The sequence below is a fragment of the Pseudomonas sp. SIMBA_068 genome, assembly GCF_046534705.1.
In the GTDB taxonomy this organism is placed as follows: Bacteria; Pseudomonadota; Gammaproteobacteria; order Pseudomonadales; family Pseudomonadaceae; genus Aquipseudomonas; species Aquipseudomonas putida.
The window spans coordinates 62,712-75,838 of record NZ_JAWRYI010000004.1 but is presented as its reverse complement, the minus strand read 5'-3'; the positions used below and the strand labels follow the sequence as shown (position 1 = coordinate 75,838).

The following is a 13,127-nucleotide window of genomic DNA, read 5'->3' as shown; positions in this document are numbered from 1 at the left end:
GTCAACTTCTGCAGACATTCTTAGCAGGGCCCCAGGCATGAACAACCCTTTCGACCGAATCAGTGCTGCATTCGCCCCCGAATACCGGGTCAACCTGAGCATCGCCAACCTCGACGGCAGCATCATGCTGACCCTCTCGGACGACGCCGGCGTAGTCGCCAAGCGCCTCATCACCCAGGCCCAGCGCAACGACCCGGTACGCCTGCAACGGGTGATCGACAGCATCCGCCTGGGCCTTGCGATCGAACTCAGCCAGAACCCCATGCAGGTGCTGGCCGCGCTCACCCGTGACGCCCGTAACGAGCCGCGCCATTTCGTTGCCAACTGAGGGCTACTTGCCCTCCTCCACTGCCTTGCCATTGGCATCCAGCACCTTGGTCGAGGGGTAGCGGTACGAGGCGTAGCGCACCACCAGGATCGAGAACGCCAGCAACAGGATGCCCCCACACAGGTACAGCAGCCCTTCGTCCGGCGCCTTGTGGTGCGAGACATCACCGATCAGCAGGCGGGTCAGCGCGGTGATGGCCACGTACAGCAGGAAGCGGATCGGCATGTGGTTGGTCTTGAAGTAGATACCGACCATCGCCCCCAGCTCCAGGTAGATGAACAGCAGCAGGATGTCATCGACACTGATCCCGCCCTTGCCCAGCATTTCCAGGAACGTCGCCACCGCCGCGTAGGCGGTGATCGCGCCAATGCCGAACAACGCCAGGTAATGGAACGCCTCGACGCACAGGTTGCCCAGCGAGTCGGCCGAGCCGTGCAGGCCCTTGCGCAGTTTTTCTGCCCATTTGATGTTCACGATGTTCCATTCCCCGATACGACTTTAAGGATGATGCGTCACCGGTGTGACGCTTGTGCCATGCAGTTAAAGGGCCAGGCCCCTGTCTTGGAAGGCGACCGATTGCCGCAAGGCACTTTGGGCATGGCAAGAAGACAGGTCGCCTGGGCCGGCCCTTCGCGGGTGAACCCGCTCCCACAGGTACTGCTTCCCTTGGCCACGCTACAATTTCTGCTTGCGAAACAACCAATATTGCCATTACTGTATATAGATACAGTAAATCGCAACACAACCAGCAAAAAGGCATAGAGGTGATGAATGGCCGTCGAAGTGGTGTACCGCAGCAGCCGCGACCCGGAGCGATTGTTTATGGATAAGGCCGAAGCAGACCGTCACGACAAGATGCTCGAGCTGGCCGAGCGCCTCGCTGAAGTGCTGCACAAGGCGGTGCCGTCACTGACGGAGCAGCAGGTCGAGGAAGCCGGTATCTACATGGCCAAGAATCGCGATGTGTTCGCTCGGGCGTTCAAAAGCCAGCCGGATGCGTTGGCCGAACTGCTGGAAGGTGGCGCAACCGAGTAACATCGGCGCCGCCTGCTTCGCGGGTTCACCCGCGAATAGGCCAGCAAAGCCAGTATCAACCTTCAGCCATACAGCAACCGCTCCGCCAGCATCTGCGCCACCCGCGCCGGCGAACGCTTTTCCGCCTGCGCATGGCCAAACACTTCGGTCAGCCGTGAAGGAATGCGCGCCAGGTGCGCGGTGATGGTGCCCAGGTCTTCGCCACGGTGGGTCAGCGCCACATAGATCAGCCCGCCAGCGTTTATCACGTAGTCTGGCGCATACAGTATCCCGCGGGATTCCAGCTGGTCTGCCACCTGCAAGGTAGTCAGCTGGTTGTTGGCCGCCCCCGCCACTGCCGCACAGCGCAGCTGCATCACGCTCTGCCCGTTCAGTACCGGCCCCACGCCGCAGGGTGCGAAGATGTCGCAAGGGGTGCTGATCAACGCATCGTTGGTCACAGGTTTTGCATCGAACTGCTCCATCGCCAAGCGCACACGCCCTGGGTCCAGGTCGCTGACCAGCAGCTCCGCGCCCACCGCATGCAGTTGCTCCGCCAGCGCATACCCGACATTGCCCAGCCCCTGTACCGCTACCCGCAGCCCTCTGAGGTCATCGCTGCCCAGCCGGAACGAGGTGGTGGCACGAATGCCGGCGAACACCCCCATCGCCGCATGCGGGGAGGGGTCACCCGAGGCCGTGGTGCTGGTCACATGGGGGGTACTCTGGGCGATGCAGTCCATGTCCAGGGTCGAGGTGCCGCTGTCTACGGCGATGATGAAACGCCCATGCAAGGTATCGATGAAGCGGCCAAAGGCCTCGAACAGCGCGGCGCGGTTCTCCACATGCGGGTTGCGCATGATCACCGCCTTGCCCCCACCCAGCGGCAAGCCCGCCAGCGCCGCCTTGTAGCTCATGCCTTGGGCCAGGCGAATGGCGTCGGTCATGGCGCTTTCGTCATCGGCGTAAGGCAGATAGCGGCAACCGCCCATGGCTGGGCCCAGCTGCTCGCTGTGGATCGCCACGACCGCTTTCAGGCCCGTAGACGGGTCGTTGAACAGGTGCAGTGACTGGGTACGGGTGCTTTGCATCAGTGCGAACATCGACGGGCTCCCCCACGAGGTGCTCCTTCCAGTATAGGCACCGCCCCAAAGCTGGCGTGGTCGCCGGACCACTGGACGAAACCGCCCGCCACAGCTAATACTCAAGCGTGTGTGGAGATACCCCATGAAGCCACGTCAAGCCTGCCTGGCCTGCCTGGAACGCGAGCCTGTCGCCCTGCTGGAAGCCGCATTGTGGATGGCCGCCGAGCACGACCTCAGCGTCGAGCCCGCGGCCAGCCTTGCCATTCTGCATGACCTGCAGCGTGAGATCAGCGCCAACCTGCCGATGCTGCCACTGTGCGAACTGGCCCAGCCACTGCTGCGCCAACTCAATGCCCTGGGCTTTCAGCAGGATGAGTACCACCCCCTGCGCCCGCAGGCCGCGATGATGGACAAGGTGCTACAACGCCGCCGTGGCCAACCACTGACCTTGGCCATCCTTGCCCTGGAGCTGGCCCAGCGGCTGTCCATCCCGCTGGAGGGTGTGGGCTTCCCTGGCCATTTCCTGCTGCGCGTGCCGGGTGCCGACCACCTGCTCGACCCCTGTGGTGGCCGGCGCCTGTACCCCAATGATTGCCGTGAGCTGCTGGCGCGCCAGTTTGGCCCGCACGTTGCGCTGACGGCGGAGCACCTGCGCAGCGCCAGCCCGCTGCAGATGCTGCAACGGCTGTCACGCAACCTGCGCCAGCTGCACATCAGCAACGACAACCACCTGGCGGCCTTGATCGACGCCGAGCGGATCATGCAGCTGGGCCCGGTTCAAGTCAGCGACTACGTGACCCGCGCCTCGCTGTACCAGCACCTGGACTGCCCACAGGCCGAGCGCTTCGACCTGGAGCATGCGTTACTGCTCACGGAAGACCCGATCCAGCGCCTGAAGCTGTCCGAGCGGATCGGCAAGCTTCCGACGGCGAACCGTTCGCTTCACTGAACCGGGCTGTCCGGCTGCTGGGCTGGGTGGGCCTTGGCGAATGCCGGGTGCACGGCCGCCAGGGCGGCAACCCGGAGGATGCGCGGGAAGCTGTCGAGGTCGATATTGAAACGCTCGGCGGCATAAAGCTGCGGGATCAGGTACACATCCGCCAGCCCCGGTTGCTCACCGAAGCAAAAGCCATGGTCACCGATCAGTTGCTCCACCGCTGCCAAACCCTGGCTGATCCAGTGGCCGATCCACTGGTTGACCTGGCCTTCGTCCTGGCCGGCCTGGCGCAACCGGTTGAGCACGCTGACGTTGTGTAGCGGATGAACGTCGCAGCCAATGATTGCCGCCACGCCGCGTACCTTCGCGCGCGCTTCGGCCGTGGCCGGCAGCAGTGCAGGCTGTGGATAAACCTCTTCCAGGTACTCGATGATCGCGGGTGACTGCACCAGCAATTCGCCGCCGTCGGTGCGCAAGGCCGGCACGCGGCCCTGCGGGTTGACGGCGACATAACCCGCACCGCGCTGCTCACCCTGTAGCAGGTTGACCGGCAAGGACTGGTAGGCCAGCCCCTTCAGTGCCAGGGCAATGCGCACCCGGTAGGACGAGGTGGAACGGTAATAGGTGTACAGCTCCATGCCCCTGCCTCCTCAGTGGGCCGCGATGACCGTGCCACGGCATTCGCCGAAGCCGATGCTGGCCACGCCGTCACGCGTGCAGCGGCCACGCAGGATGATCTCGTCGCCGTCTTCGAGGAACTTGCGCACCTCGCCGCTGGCCAGTTCAACCGGCAGCTTGCCGCCTTCGGTGATCTCCAGCAGGCTGCCGTAAGAACCCGGCGTGGCGCCCGACAATGTGCCCGAACCGAACAGGTCGCCCGGCTGCAGTTGGCAGCCGTTGACGCTGTGGTGCGCCACCAGCTGCGCCACGGTCCAGTACATGCTGCGGGTGTTGCTCAGGGTCAGGCGGTGCGGGGCAGCGCCCTGCTCGCGCATGCGCTCGGTCAGCAGCAGCACTTCAAGTTCGATATCGAATGCACCGGCGGCCTGGTCGCGCTTGTCCAGCAGGTACGACAGTGGCTGCGGGTCGCCATCCGGGCGTGCCGGCTGGGCGCAGCGGAACGGCTCCAGCGCTTCAGCCGTGACTACCCAAGGCGAGATGGTAGTAATGAAGCTTTTGGACAGGAACGGCCCCAATGGCTGGTATTCCCAAGCCTGGATATCACGCGCCGACCAGTCGTTGAGCAGGCACAGGCCGGCTACGTGCTCGGCAGCATCGCCAATCGGGATCGCCTGGCCCATGTCATTGCCCTGGCCAATCCAGATGCCCAGTTCCAGTTCGTAGTCCAGCCGCGCGCAAGGGCCGAAGCTCGGCTCGGTGTGCCCGGCCGGCAAGGTCTGGCCCTTGGGCCGGCGTACATCGGTGCCGGACGTGCGGATGGTCGAGGCGCGGCCGTGATAACCGATCGGCACGTACTTGTAGTTTGGCAGCAGCGGGTTGTCGGGGCGGAACAGCTTGCCCACGTTTTTTGCGTGCTCGATGCCCACGTAGAAGTCGGTGTAGTCACCGATCTGCGCAGGTACATGCAACTGGCAGGCACTGGCCGGGTACAGTGCGGCTTGCAGCGCCGCCTGGTGTTCGCTGTGTTCGCCAAGCAGTACCTGCAAGCGCTCGCGCAGGGCGACACGGGCGCTGCGGCCCAGCGCGAAGAATGCGTTCAGTGCACCCCCACGGGTGGCTTCCACGGCGGCCTTGGCGGCGCCGTCGAACAGGCCGGCGGCCAGTACCGCCTCCAGGTCAAGGATCGCGTCGCCGATGGCCACGCCACAGCGCCTGGCTTCACCTGGCCGGCTGAAGATACCCAATGGCAGGTTCTGCAGCGGGAAGTCGTTGTGCCCGTTGGCGTGCTCGACCCAGCTACGGGCATTGGCAGTGTGGTTCATCGGTTATCTCCGGTTCGGGTTGAAGGTGCTCGGCAAGGTGGCCCAGCAACTATCGTAGTCGGCCTGCAATTGCGGGCATTCAAGGGCCTGCTGGCTCGGGCGCAGCACTTGGCTGGTCTCGAACATGAAGGCCATGGTGTTATCGATCTTGTGCGGCGCCAGGTCGGCGGCAATGGCTTTTTCGCAGGTTTCGGCGTCGGGGCCGTGGGCGCTCATCACCCCGTGCAGCGAGGCACCACCGGGCAGGAAGCCCTCGGCCTTGGCATCATAGGCACCGCTGATCAAGCCCATGAACTCGTTCATGAGGTTGCGGTGGAACCATGGCGGACGGAAGGTGTTCTCGGCCACCATCCAGCGTGGTGGGAAGATCACGAAGTCCATATTGGCCAGGCCATGCACGCTGGTCGGCGAAGTCAGCACCGTGAAGATCGACGGGTCCGGGTGGTCGAAGCTGACGGTACCGATGGTGTTGAAACGGCGCAGGTCGTATTTGTACGGCACGTTGCTGCCGTGCCAGGCAACCACATCCAGCGGCGAGTGCTGCAGTTCGCAGGCCCAGTGCTCGCCGAGGAACTTCTGTACCAGTTGCACCGGCCCTTCGGCCTCTTCGTAGTGCGCCACCGGGGTGAGGAAGTCGCGCGGGTTGGCCAGGCCGTTGCTGCCAATCGGGCCCAGCTCCGGAATACGCAGCGGTGCACCGTGGTTTTCGGCGATATAGCCACGGGCCTGGCCGTCGAGCAGTTCGACGCGGAACTTCATGCCGCGCGGAATTACCGCGATTTCCAGGGGGCCGACTTCCATTACACCCAGTTCGGTGGCAATGCGCAGGCGGCCCTGTTCCGGCACCAGCAGCAGTTCACCGTCGGCGTTGAAGAACACCCGCTCCATGGAACGGTTGGCGCAGTAGATGTAGATGCTCACGCCGGCCGGTTTCTGCGCCGGGGCATTGGCCACCATGGGCAGCCAGCCTTCGATGAAATCGGTGGGCTCGGCAGGTATCGGCTGGGGGCTCCAGCGCAGGCGGTTGGGGTTGATGGCCCCCAGCGGCGCGGTCAGCGCCTGGCGCGCCAGCCGCTCGAAACGCGGGTGCAATGCAGACGGGCGAATGCGATACAGCCAGGTACGGCGCAGCTCGCTGCGGGCCATGGTGAACGCCGTGCCCGAGAGCAATTCGGCGTACAGCCCATAAGGCGCCTTCTGCGGCGAGTTCTGCCCGACCGGCAAGGCACCCGGCAGCGCTTCGCTGGCAAACTCGTTGCCGAAGCCGCTGAGGTAGTGAAGGTCGGGTGATGTGTCGCGAGTCATCGATGCCTCCGGGCTCTGACCGAGCCGTTGCTGGCAGCTGGCTGCTGGCCCGATGCGGGGTGACAGCGCGTCTGCATTGTTTTTATCGTAATCAGATTACGAATAACGTAATTTGCTACGGGCATGGCGTCAAGCTATAAAGGCGCGACTCGAAGAATCCGGAAGCAGATGTCCATGACCAAAGCCAGCTCCTCCGCCGACAACGGCAAGCAGAAAGTCCGCTCGGCGGAGGTTGGCACAGACATCCTCAAAGCCCTTGCCGAACTCTCCCCCTCCACCTCGCTGTCGCGCCTGTCGGAGCATGTGCAGATGCCGGCGAGCAAGGTGCACCGCTACCTGCAGGCGCTGATTGCCAGCGGTTTTGCCGAGCAGGATGCGGCCACCAACCATTACGGCCTGGGCCGTGAGGCATTGCGGGTCGGGCTGGCGGCGCTGGGCAGCATCGATGTGCTGAAGATTGCCGCACTGCCGCTGTCGCAGCTGCGCGACGAACTGAACGAGAGCTGCTTCATTGCGGTGTGGGGCAACCAGGGCGCAACCGTGGTCAGCATCGAACCTGCGGTGCGTGCAGTTACCGTGGTCACGCAGATGGGCTCGGTGCTGCCGCTGCTCACCTCGTCCACCGGCCTGGTGTTCGCCGCCTACCTGCCGGAACGCGAGACCGTGGAGCTGCGTGACCGGGAACTGGCCGCCCTGCAGCAGAGTGCCGACGATTACCAGGCGGTATTGGCGGGCATTCGCGAACGCGGCCTGCACCATGTGCACGGGCTGCTGATGCCGGGCGTGGATGCGCTGTCGGCGCCCGTGTTCAATGCCATGGGGCAGGTTGCGGCGGTGATGACCGTGGTCGGGCCGACGTCGATCTTCCACGCCGACGAACATGGCCCGGCGGCGCAACGGCTGCTGGCGGCTGCGCGGGAAACCAGCTGGCGCATGGGCTACTCGCCCGCTGCCTGAGAGCCTGCGGCACTATTGCCCGATACGTAAAGGTGAATGTCATAAGCCGCTATTTTTCCCATGGGATCAAGCGCTTATTCTTGACTCACTGGCCGGCATGAAGGGCTCTCCCCCCGCTTTTCATGCCTGCGAGGTTCACCGACGTAGATTTTGAAGCTCCTTGATCTGACGTCTCGATTGGCCGCTGCGGCTTGCAGCGGCCTTTTTTTTTGCACTGAACAACATGCGCTCTCGACTGGATGACGCGGTCCCACAAAGTACCCTGCAAGCTCTCTACAGCGGATACTTCTGCAGGTTCGCCATCATCTGCTGCAGCGCCTGCAAACTGTCCTGCGGATGCACCGCCCCGTCAAAGTCACCGATCCGGGCCCAGTTCTCGGCCACCTGCTCCGGGGTAAAGCCTTCGCGCGGATCGAAGCCCACCCCCAGGCTGCGCTCCCAACGCACCTTGCCCACCCAGCCGCCGCCTACCTCGAACAGCTCACCCGTGCCCTGGCACTGCTCGCTGCCCAGGTACACCACCAGCGGGCTGACCAGCTCGGGCTTGAGCCGCTCGAATACCTGGGGCGGGATCAGCCCTTCGGTCATGCGCGTGCCACCGGTGGGGGCGATGGCGTTGACCAGGATGCCGTGCTTGCGCCCTTCGATCGCCAGGGTGCGGGTCAGCCCGTACAAGCCCAGCTTGGCCATGCCGTAGTTGGCCTGGCCGAAATTGCCGTAAATGCCAGAGGTAGAAGCGGTGAAGATCACCCGCCCCCAGTTCTGCTCGCGCAGGTGTGGCCAGGCAGCCCGGGTGACTTTGTAGGCCCCTTCGACATGCACCTGGTAAACCTGCTCCCAGTCGCTGTCGTCCATCTTGTGGAACGTCTTGTCACGCAGGATACCGGCATTGTTCACCAGCACATCAACCCGGCCAAAGCTGTCCAGGGCCTGCTCGACAATACGTGCACCCTGGCTGACCGAGTCGTGGTTGGCGATGGCGGTGCCACCAGCGGCGCGTATCTGCTCCACCACACGATCGGCGGCCGAGGCGCTGGCACCTTCACCGTGGGTAGAGCCGCCGAGGTCGTTCACCACCACCTTGGCGCCACGTGCGGCGAACAGCAGCGCATGGGCACGGCCCAGGCCACCGCCGGCTCCGGTGACAATCACCACGCGATCTTGCAGACGGACAGGCTCGCTCATGCTCATGGCTCCAGGCAGGTTCAGGTAAGCCGAGTGTCCGCCGCAAACAACGGGCGGACAACAAAGCTCACGCAGGCTGAATGCCTGGCAATAACGCAGGGCGATGCGGCCCGATCAGGACCACGCCACTTTCTGCGTATAGAAGCTCACAAGCTGCTCACGAAAGGCCAGGTAGTGACGCAGCACCTGCACTGGCGCTTCGGTGTGCGGGTAATGGCCGATACCTGGTAGCTGCACGGTGTCCGCCTCCGGCACCAGTTGCCGGTAGCGCTCGAGCATGTGCGCGCCGGACAGCGGGTCGACCACGCCATTGATCAGGCGCAGTGGCACGCCTGTGCGCTGCATCGCCCCAACCCAGCGCTCGCGGTGCAATCTGCGTTCGGGCATGTAGCTCACCAGCTTGTGCAGGATACGTGTGCCCCGGTTGGCGGTGATCAGGCTCCAGAAATCATCCAGGGCACTTTCGCTGGGGTGGGTGCAAGGGCCATAGACCTGGGTCACGTTGCGCACCAGGTCGTCACGCCCGAACGAACGCCCCACCAGCCAGCCGAACCGGCTGAGCAGCAGCTTCTGGATCAGCAACATGCGGCAGCTTTCGGGGAACAGCCCGCTGTTGAGGAACACACAGCTGGCAACCTCGGCACGCTGCTCATGGTGCCGCGCCAGCAGCTCCTGGGCGACGCTGCCGCCGTAGTCGTGGGCCAGCAGGTGCACCGGCTGGTCGACCTGCAGGTGGCCAAGCAAAGCCTGCTGCAAGTCTGCCTGCTCCATCAGGCTGTAGGCGTGATCGACCGGCTTGGCCGAATCGCCAAAGCCCAGCATGTCGCAAGCGATCACCCTGAAGCGTTGGCTCAAAGGCCCCCACAAATAGTGCCAATCCCAGCTGGCGGTGGGGAAACCGTGTAACAGAAGCAGGGGCTCTCCTTGCCCTGCGGTCCAGTAGCGGATGCTCTGGCCCCGGAAAGTGAAACTCTGTCCCCGGGTACGCCAGACGCACAATGGAATTTCGGCCATAGGCATCAGAACGGTCCCGGTGAAGTGGTGTTGGCGGAATAGGGCAAGGCTGCGGTCATTGCATGTCACCTCGGCACATACATGTGCTCTCTATGTCGAGGCAGAGTCTAGCCAGCAGGCCATGGGCTGAAACTTGCGTTGCCAGCCAGCTTGATGACTGAGCGAGTCAGTGGCACGAACGGTCAGAGCAGCATGGCCAGCAGCGGTGCCGCGAACAGGTTCAACAACCCGGTCAGGACCATGACCAGGCCGGCAACCGAGCCTTCCTCGCGGCCCACCTCCTGAGCCCGGCTGACCCCGGCGCCGTGCGCCCCGACGCCAAACAGTGCACCCCGTGCCAGGGGCGTGCGCAACGGCAACCAGCGCAGCAGCACGCCACCGAACATGGCGCCGAGCACGCCGGTGAACATCACGAACACCGCCGTCAGTTCCGGCACGCCACCCAGGTCATGGGCCAAGGGCATGGCAAACGGCGTGGTGATCGAACGCGGCACCAGCGACAGGCTGGTTGCACTGTCCAGCGCCAGCAGATGCGCAAGGCCCCAGGAGCTGGCGATCGAGGCACTGCTGCCTGCCACCATGCCCACCATCAGGGCCGGCCAATGGCGCGCCAGCATGGCCCGCTGCTGCCAGATCGGCACCGCGAAGGCCACAGTCACCGGGCCGAGCACGCTCATCAACCAATGGGTATTGCGGGCATACTCTGCATAGGCGGTATGCAGCGGCACCGCCACGGCCAGCAGCAGCACGGGTACCAATATCAACGGCGACAGCAGGTATCGCTTGCTGCGCCGGTACAGCCAACGGCTGCCCAGGTAAGCCAGCAAGGTCAGGGCCAGCCAGAACAGCGGCATGGGTTCAAGGCTCATGGCGCAAGCTCCAGCGGCACACCAGTTCCACGGTCAAGGCAGTCACCACCATCACCATCAGCGTGCTCACGGCGATCACCAGCAAGATGCGCCAGCCTTCTTCACGGATGAGCGAGCCGTAATCCAGCAGGCTCATCAGCGCCGGGATGAAAAACAGCAGCATCTCGGCCATCAGCCAGCCCGCGCCCAGTTGCAACATGGCCGGCTTGAGCACACCCGAAGCGAACAGTATCAACAACAGTGCCAGGCCCATCACGCCGCCAGGAATCGGCCAGCCCAGCCAACTGGCAAGCTGGCCTCCGAGCAGGAACAAAGAACAAAGGATCGCCAGCTCGACAAGCAGGCGCAGGGCTTTTTTCAACAACGCGGGTTTCATGATGCGGGTTCCTCGACAGACCCTTATTTTAAGATTCGGCTGCCTAGGCCAGAAGCGAATTGTTAGACTGATCGCCATTCCATAATGGAATTCAGAGGATGGAATTCAAACAGCTACGCAGCTTTATCGAAGTGGTCCACCGCGGCGGTTTCACCCAGGCGGCGCACACCCTGCACATCAGCCAGTCGGCTGTAAGCAAGCAGGTGGCCCAGCTGGAGCAAGATGTGGGCCAGCCACTTCTGGAGCGCCAGGCCTCGCAGCTGCACCTGACGGCAGCCGGGCGCATTGTGCTGGAGCGTGGCGAAGCCCTGCTGCGTCAGCGCCAGGCACTGCTCAACGAGCTGGACGACCTCAGCCAGATGGAGCGTGGCGAGCTGCGCCTGGGCTTGCCCATGCTGGGCAGCGACGCCTTGTTCGCCGGTTTGTTCGCCGAGTACCGGCGGCGTCACCCGAACATTGCGATCCAGTTGCTCGAAGGTGGCAGCCGCAGCGTCGAGCAGGCGGTCAGGAGTGGCGAACTGGAATTGGGTGGCAGCCTGACGCCCAGCGACGAAGCGTTCGACTACCAACCGTTTTGCAACGAACCGCTGGATGCCCTGCTGCCGGCTGGCCATGCCTTGGCGGGCCTGGACGGGGTGGACCTGGCGCAACTGGCCGATACACCGTTCCTGCTCTATCAGCGCAGCTTCGTGCTCAATGACCGGCTGCTGAAGGCGTGCCAGCAGCAAGGCTTTACCCCGAAGGAAGGCGGGCGCAGCGGCCAGGCGGATTTTTTGGCAGCGCTGGTGGCGGCGGGCCAGGGTGTGGTGTTGCTGCCCCGGGTGGTGGCAAAAGCGCTTGAGCGCCCCGGGGTGGTGCGTTTGCCGCTGCGTTCGCCGCAGGATTTACGTTGGGATATTGCCTTTATCTGGCGGCGCGGGGCGTACCTGTCACGGGCGGCGCAGGCCTGGTTGGCGTTGCTGCGCGAGTGGCCGGTGCCGGGCAGTAGCTAATGATTTAGCCAGTGCCGGCCCTTTCGCGGGTTTACCCGCAAAGAGGCCAGACCAAGCGAAAATGCCCCGTCAGGCTTTCAACGCTTGAACAAGCTCCGCCAACCACGGCTCCGCATCGGCTTCCGGGGTCACGGTCTCGCTGGCATCCAGGCGCAGCATCGGCTGCACTTCGCGCACACCCAACTCGGCAAACAGCTCGCGCATTTGTTCGCCACCACCACAGTAGGTGTCACCGTAGCTGGCGTCGCCCAGCGCAATGACTGCACCCGGCAGGCCACGCCAGGCCGCAGGCAGGGTGTCACGAATGGCGCAGTACAACGGCATGAGGTTGTCCGGCAGCTCGCCCATGCCGGTGGTCGAGGTCACAGCCAGCAAGGCGTCTGGGGCAAAACCTTCAAGATCCTGCAGGGTGGCACGCGCCGCATGCCAGGCCTCCAGGCCTCCAGCCTTCAACAGCGATTCGGCGTGACGGGCGACTTCTTCGGCGGTGCCATAGACCGATCCGGAAATAATGGCGACTTTCATCGGGTAGAGGATTCCGAAACTGAGTGAAAACGTAGGATACTAGCATCCAGCGCTGGCAAAAGGCCGCCTCTACCAAAGTCGCCGCCTTCAGCCTTTCTTTGCTCAATGGCCCAGACATGATCAACGCGCAATTGCTGCAATCGATGGTCAATGCGTCCAATGACGGGATCGTGGTTGCCGAACAGGAAGGCGACGACACCATCCTGATCTACGTGAACGCCGCTTTCGAACGCCTGACCGGCTATAGCCGCGACGAAATCCTCTACCAGGATTGCCGCTTCCTGCAGGCCGACGACCGTGACCAGCTTGGCCGTGCCCGCATCCGCAGGGCCTTGGCCGAAGGCCGCCCCTGTCGCGAAGTGCTGCGCAATTACCGCAAGGATGGCAGCGCGTTCTGGAACGAGCTGTCGATCACCCCGGTAAGGCTCGACGCTGAACAGCGGACCTATTTCATCGGTATTCAGAAGGACGTCAGCCGCCAGGTCCAACTTGAGCGGGAGCTTGCCGAACTGCGCGTTTGTCCGAAACCCGACGAACGCGCCTGAACCAAATACGCCACGCACGGTCAATTTCGTTGAAGAAATCGCCACCACCGAG

At 63.7% G+C, this 13,127-nt stretch carries 16 protein-coding genes; 6 read left to right on the top strand and 10 right to left on the bottom strand.

Going from position 1 to position 13,127, the window contains the following annotated elements; genetic code table 11:
• Window positions 1–37 precede the first annotated feature (37 nt).
• Window positions 38–328, top strand: a complete 291-nt coding sequence (locus SB756_RS11980; protein WP_341796762.1) for a DUF3509 domain-containing protein — start codon at window positions 38–40, stop codon at window positions 326–328.
• 3 nt (window positions 329–331) lie between these two features.
• On the opposite strand, the gene SB756_RS11975 is transcribed toward SB756_RS11980, so the two are convergent.
• The gene (locus SB756_RS11975) at window positions 332–802 is read right to left on the bottom strand and encodes a phosphate-starvation-inducible protein PsiE (RefSeq protein WP_016497960.1); all 471 of its coding nucleotides are present in this window, start codon (window positions 800–802) and stop codon (window positions 332–334) included.
• Between the two features lie 297 nt (window positions 803–1,099).
• Between SB756_RS11975 and SB756_RS11970 the strand changes: the two genes are divergently transcribed.
• Entirely contained in the window at window positions 1,100–1,363 is a 264-nt protein-coding gene (locus tag SB756_RS11970) for a YebG family protein (RefSeq protein ID WP_341796763.1), read from the top strand.
• 62 nt (window positions 1,364–1,425) lie between these two features.
• On the opposite strand, the gene SB756_RS11965 is transcribed toward SB756_RS11970, so the two are convergent.
• The gene (locus SB756_RS11965; RefSeq protein WP_258653978.1) at window positions 1,426–2,445 is read right to left on the bottom strand and encodes a Leu/Phe/Val dehydrogenase; all 1,020 of its coding nucleotides are present in this window, start codon (window positions 2,443–2,445) and stop codon (window positions 1,426–1,428) included.
• A gap of 124 nt (window positions 2,446–2,569) precedes the next feature.
• On the opposite strand from SB756_RS11965, the gene SB756_RS11960 reads away from it, so the two are divergent.
• Entirely contained in the window at window positions 2,570–3,376 is an 807-nt protein-coding gene (locus tag SB756_RS11960; protein ID WP_410910883.1) for a SirB1 family protein, read from the top strand.
• Here the strand turns inward: SB756_RS11960 and maiA are convergent.
• From maiA to hmgA, 3 genes are read right to left on the bottom strand one after another with little or no spacing between them, the layout of a single operon-like run.
• Window positions 3,370–4,002, bottom strand: a complete 633-nt coding sequence (maiA, locus tag SB756_RS11955) for a maleylacetoacetate isomerase (protein WP_410910882.1) — start codon at window positions 4,000–4,002, stop codon at window positions 3,370–3,372. The two genes, SB756_RS11960 and maiA, sit on opposite strands and share 7 nt — an antisense overlap.
• A gap of 12 nt (window positions 4,003–4,014) precedes the next feature.
• A complete protein-coding gene (fahA, locus tag SB756_RS11950) occupies window positions 4,015–5,307 on the bottom strand; it encodes a fumarylacetoacetase (protein WP_410910881.1) in 1,293 nt (430 codons plus the stop codon).
• A 3-nt stretch (window positions 5,308–5,310) separates the two neighbouring features.
• Entirely contained in the window at window positions 5,311–6,612 is a 1,302-nt protein-coding gene (gene hmgA, locus SB756_RS11945; RefSeq protein WP_410910880.1) for a homogentisate 1,2-dioxygenase, read from the bottom strand.
• Window positions 6,613–6,786: 174 nt separating this feature from the next.
• Between hmgA and SB756_RS11940 the strand changes: the two genes are divergently transcribed.
• Window positions 6,787–7,569: an IclR family transcriptional regulator gene (locus SB756_RS11940; protein WP_016497953.1), complete on the top strand. Its 783-nt coding sequence runs from the start codon at window positions 6,787–6,789 to the stop codon at window positions 7,567–7,569.
• A 273-nt stretch (window positions 7,570–7,842) separates the two neighbouring features.
• On the opposite strand, the gene SB756_RS11935 is transcribed toward SB756_RS11940, so the two are convergent.
• The 4 genes from SB756_RS11935 to SB756_RS11920 form a co-directional block, all read right to left on the bottom strand.
• Complete coding sequence (locus SB756_RS11935) at window positions 7,843–8,754, bottom strand: SDR family oxidoreductase (RefSeq protein ID WP_341796767.1); 912 nt, start codon at window positions 8,752–8,754, stop codon at window positions 7,843–7,845.
• Between the two features lie 114 nt (window positions 8,755–8,868).
• Window positions 8,869–9,774, bottom strand: coding sequence for an alpha/beta fold hydrolase (locus SB756_RS11930; RefSeq protein ID WP_341796768.1), 906 nt, complete (start codon window positions 9,772–9,774; stop codon window positions 8,869–8,871).
• A gap of 176 nt (window positions 9,775–9,950) precedes the next feature.
• Window positions 9,951–10,637 (bottom strand): LrgB family protein, encoded by a 687-nt coding sequence (locus tag SB756_RS11925; RefSeq protein ID WP_016497950.1) that lies wholly within the window; start codon window positions 10,635–10,637, stop codon window positions 9,951–9,953.
• Window positions 10,627–11,013, bottom strand: coding sequence for a CidA/LrgA family protein (locus SB756_RS11920; RefSeq protein ID WP_016497949.1), 387 nt, complete (start codon window positions 11,011–11,013; stop codon window positions 10,627–10,629). The genes SB756_RS11925 and SB756_RS11920 overlap by 11 nt, the downstream gene beginning before the upstream one ends.
• A 98-nt stretch (window positions 11,014–11,111) precedes the next feature.
• Between SB756_RS11920 and SB756_RS11915 the strand changes: the two genes are divergently transcribed.
• Window positions 11,112–12,005 carry a LysR family transcriptional regulator gene (locus SB756_RS11915; RefSeq protein WP_341796769.1) on the top strand — a complete coding sequence of 298 codons (894 nt, stop codon included), beginning with the start codon at window positions 11,112–11,114 and terminating at the stop codon, window positions 12,003–12,005.
• 69 nt (window positions 12,006–12,074) lie between these two features.
• On the opposite strand, the gene SB756_RS11910 is transcribed toward SB756_RS11915, so the two are convergent.
• Window positions 12,075–12,530 carry a flavodoxin gene (locus tag SB756_RS11910; RefSeq protein WP_174369724.1) on the bottom strand — a complete coding sequence of 152 codons (456 nt, stop codon included), beginning with the start codon at window positions 12,528–12,530 and terminating at the stop codon, window positions 12,075–12,077.
• Window positions 12,531–12,646: 116 nt separating this feature from the next.
• Here SB756_RS11910 and SB756_RS11905 point away from each other — a divergent pair, with 116 nt between their 5' ends.
• Entirely contained in the window at window positions 12,647–13,075 is a 429-nt protein-coding gene (locus tag SB756_RS11905; protein ID WP_341796770.1) for a PAS domain S-box protein, read from the top strand.
• The last annotated feature ends 52 nt before the right edge of the window (window positions 13,076–13,127 follow it).

What these genes read in the sequence shown, in the direction of transcription:
- SB756_RS11980 (WP_341796762.1), top strand. Translation starts at nt 38, where the DNA reads ATGAACAACCCTTTCGACCGAATCAGTGCTGCATTCGCCCCCGAATAC.
- SB756_RS11970 (WP_341796763.1), top strand. Translation starts at nt 1,100, where the DNA reads ATGGCCGTCGAAGTGGTGTACCGCAGCAGCCGCGACCCGGAGCGATTG.
- SB756_RS11965 (WP_258653978.1), bottom strand. Translation starts at nt 2,445, where the DNA reads ATGTTCGCACTGATGCAAAGCACCCGTACCCAGTCACTGCACCTGTTC.
- SB756_RS11960 (WP_410910883.1), top strand. Translation starts at nt 2,570, where the DNA reads ATGAAGCCACGTCAAGCCTGCCTGGCCTGCCTGGAACGCGAGCCTGTC.
- maiA (WP_410910882.1), bottom strand. Translation starts at nt 4,002, where the DNA reads ATGGAGCTGTACACCTATTACCGTTCCACCTCGTCCTACCGGGTGCGC.
- fahA (WP_410910881.1), bottom strand. Translation starts at nt 5,307, where the DNA reads ATGAACCACACTGCCAATGCCCGTAGCTGGGTCGAGCACGCCAACGGG.
- hmgA (WP_410910880.1), bottom strand. Translation starts at nt 6,612, where the DNA reads ATGACTCGCGACACATCACCCGACCTTCACTACCTCAGCGGCTTCGGC.
- SB756_RS11940 (WP_016497953.1), top strand. Translation starts at nt 6,787, where the DNA reads ATGACCAAAGCCAGCTCCTCCGCCGACAACGGCAAGCAGAAAGTCCGC.
- SB756_RS11935 (WP_341796767.1), bottom strand. Translation starts at nt 8,754, where the DNA reads ATGAGCGAGCCTGTCCGTCTGCAAGATCGCGTGGTGATTGTCACCGGA.
- SB756_RS11930 (WP_341796768.1), bottom strand. Translation starts at nt 9,774, where the DNA reads ATGCCTATGGCCGAAATTCCATTGTGCGTCTGGCGTACCCGGGGACAG.
- SB756_RS11925 (WP_016497950.1), bottom strand. Translation starts at nt 10,637, where the DNA reads ATGAGCCTTGAACCCATGCCGCTGTTCTGGCTGGCCCTGACCTTGCTG.
- SB756_RS11920 (WP_016497949.1), bottom strand. Translation starts at nt 11,013, where the DNA reads ATGAAACCCGCGTTGTTGAAAAAAGCCCTGCGCCTGCTTGTCGAGCTG.
- SB756_RS11915 (WP_341796769.1), top strand. Translation starts at nt 11,112, where the DNA reads ATGGAATTCAAACAGCTACGCAGCTTTATCGAAGTGGTCCACCGCGGC.
- SB756_RS11910 (WP_174369724.1), bottom strand. Translation starts at nt 12,530, where the DNA reads ATGAAAGTCGCCATTATTTCCGGATCGGTCTATGGCACCGCCGAAGAA.
- SB756_RS11905 (WP_341796770.1), top strand. Translation starts at nt 12,647, where the DNA reads ATGATCAACGCGCAATTGCTGCAATCGATGGTCAATGCGTCCAATGAC.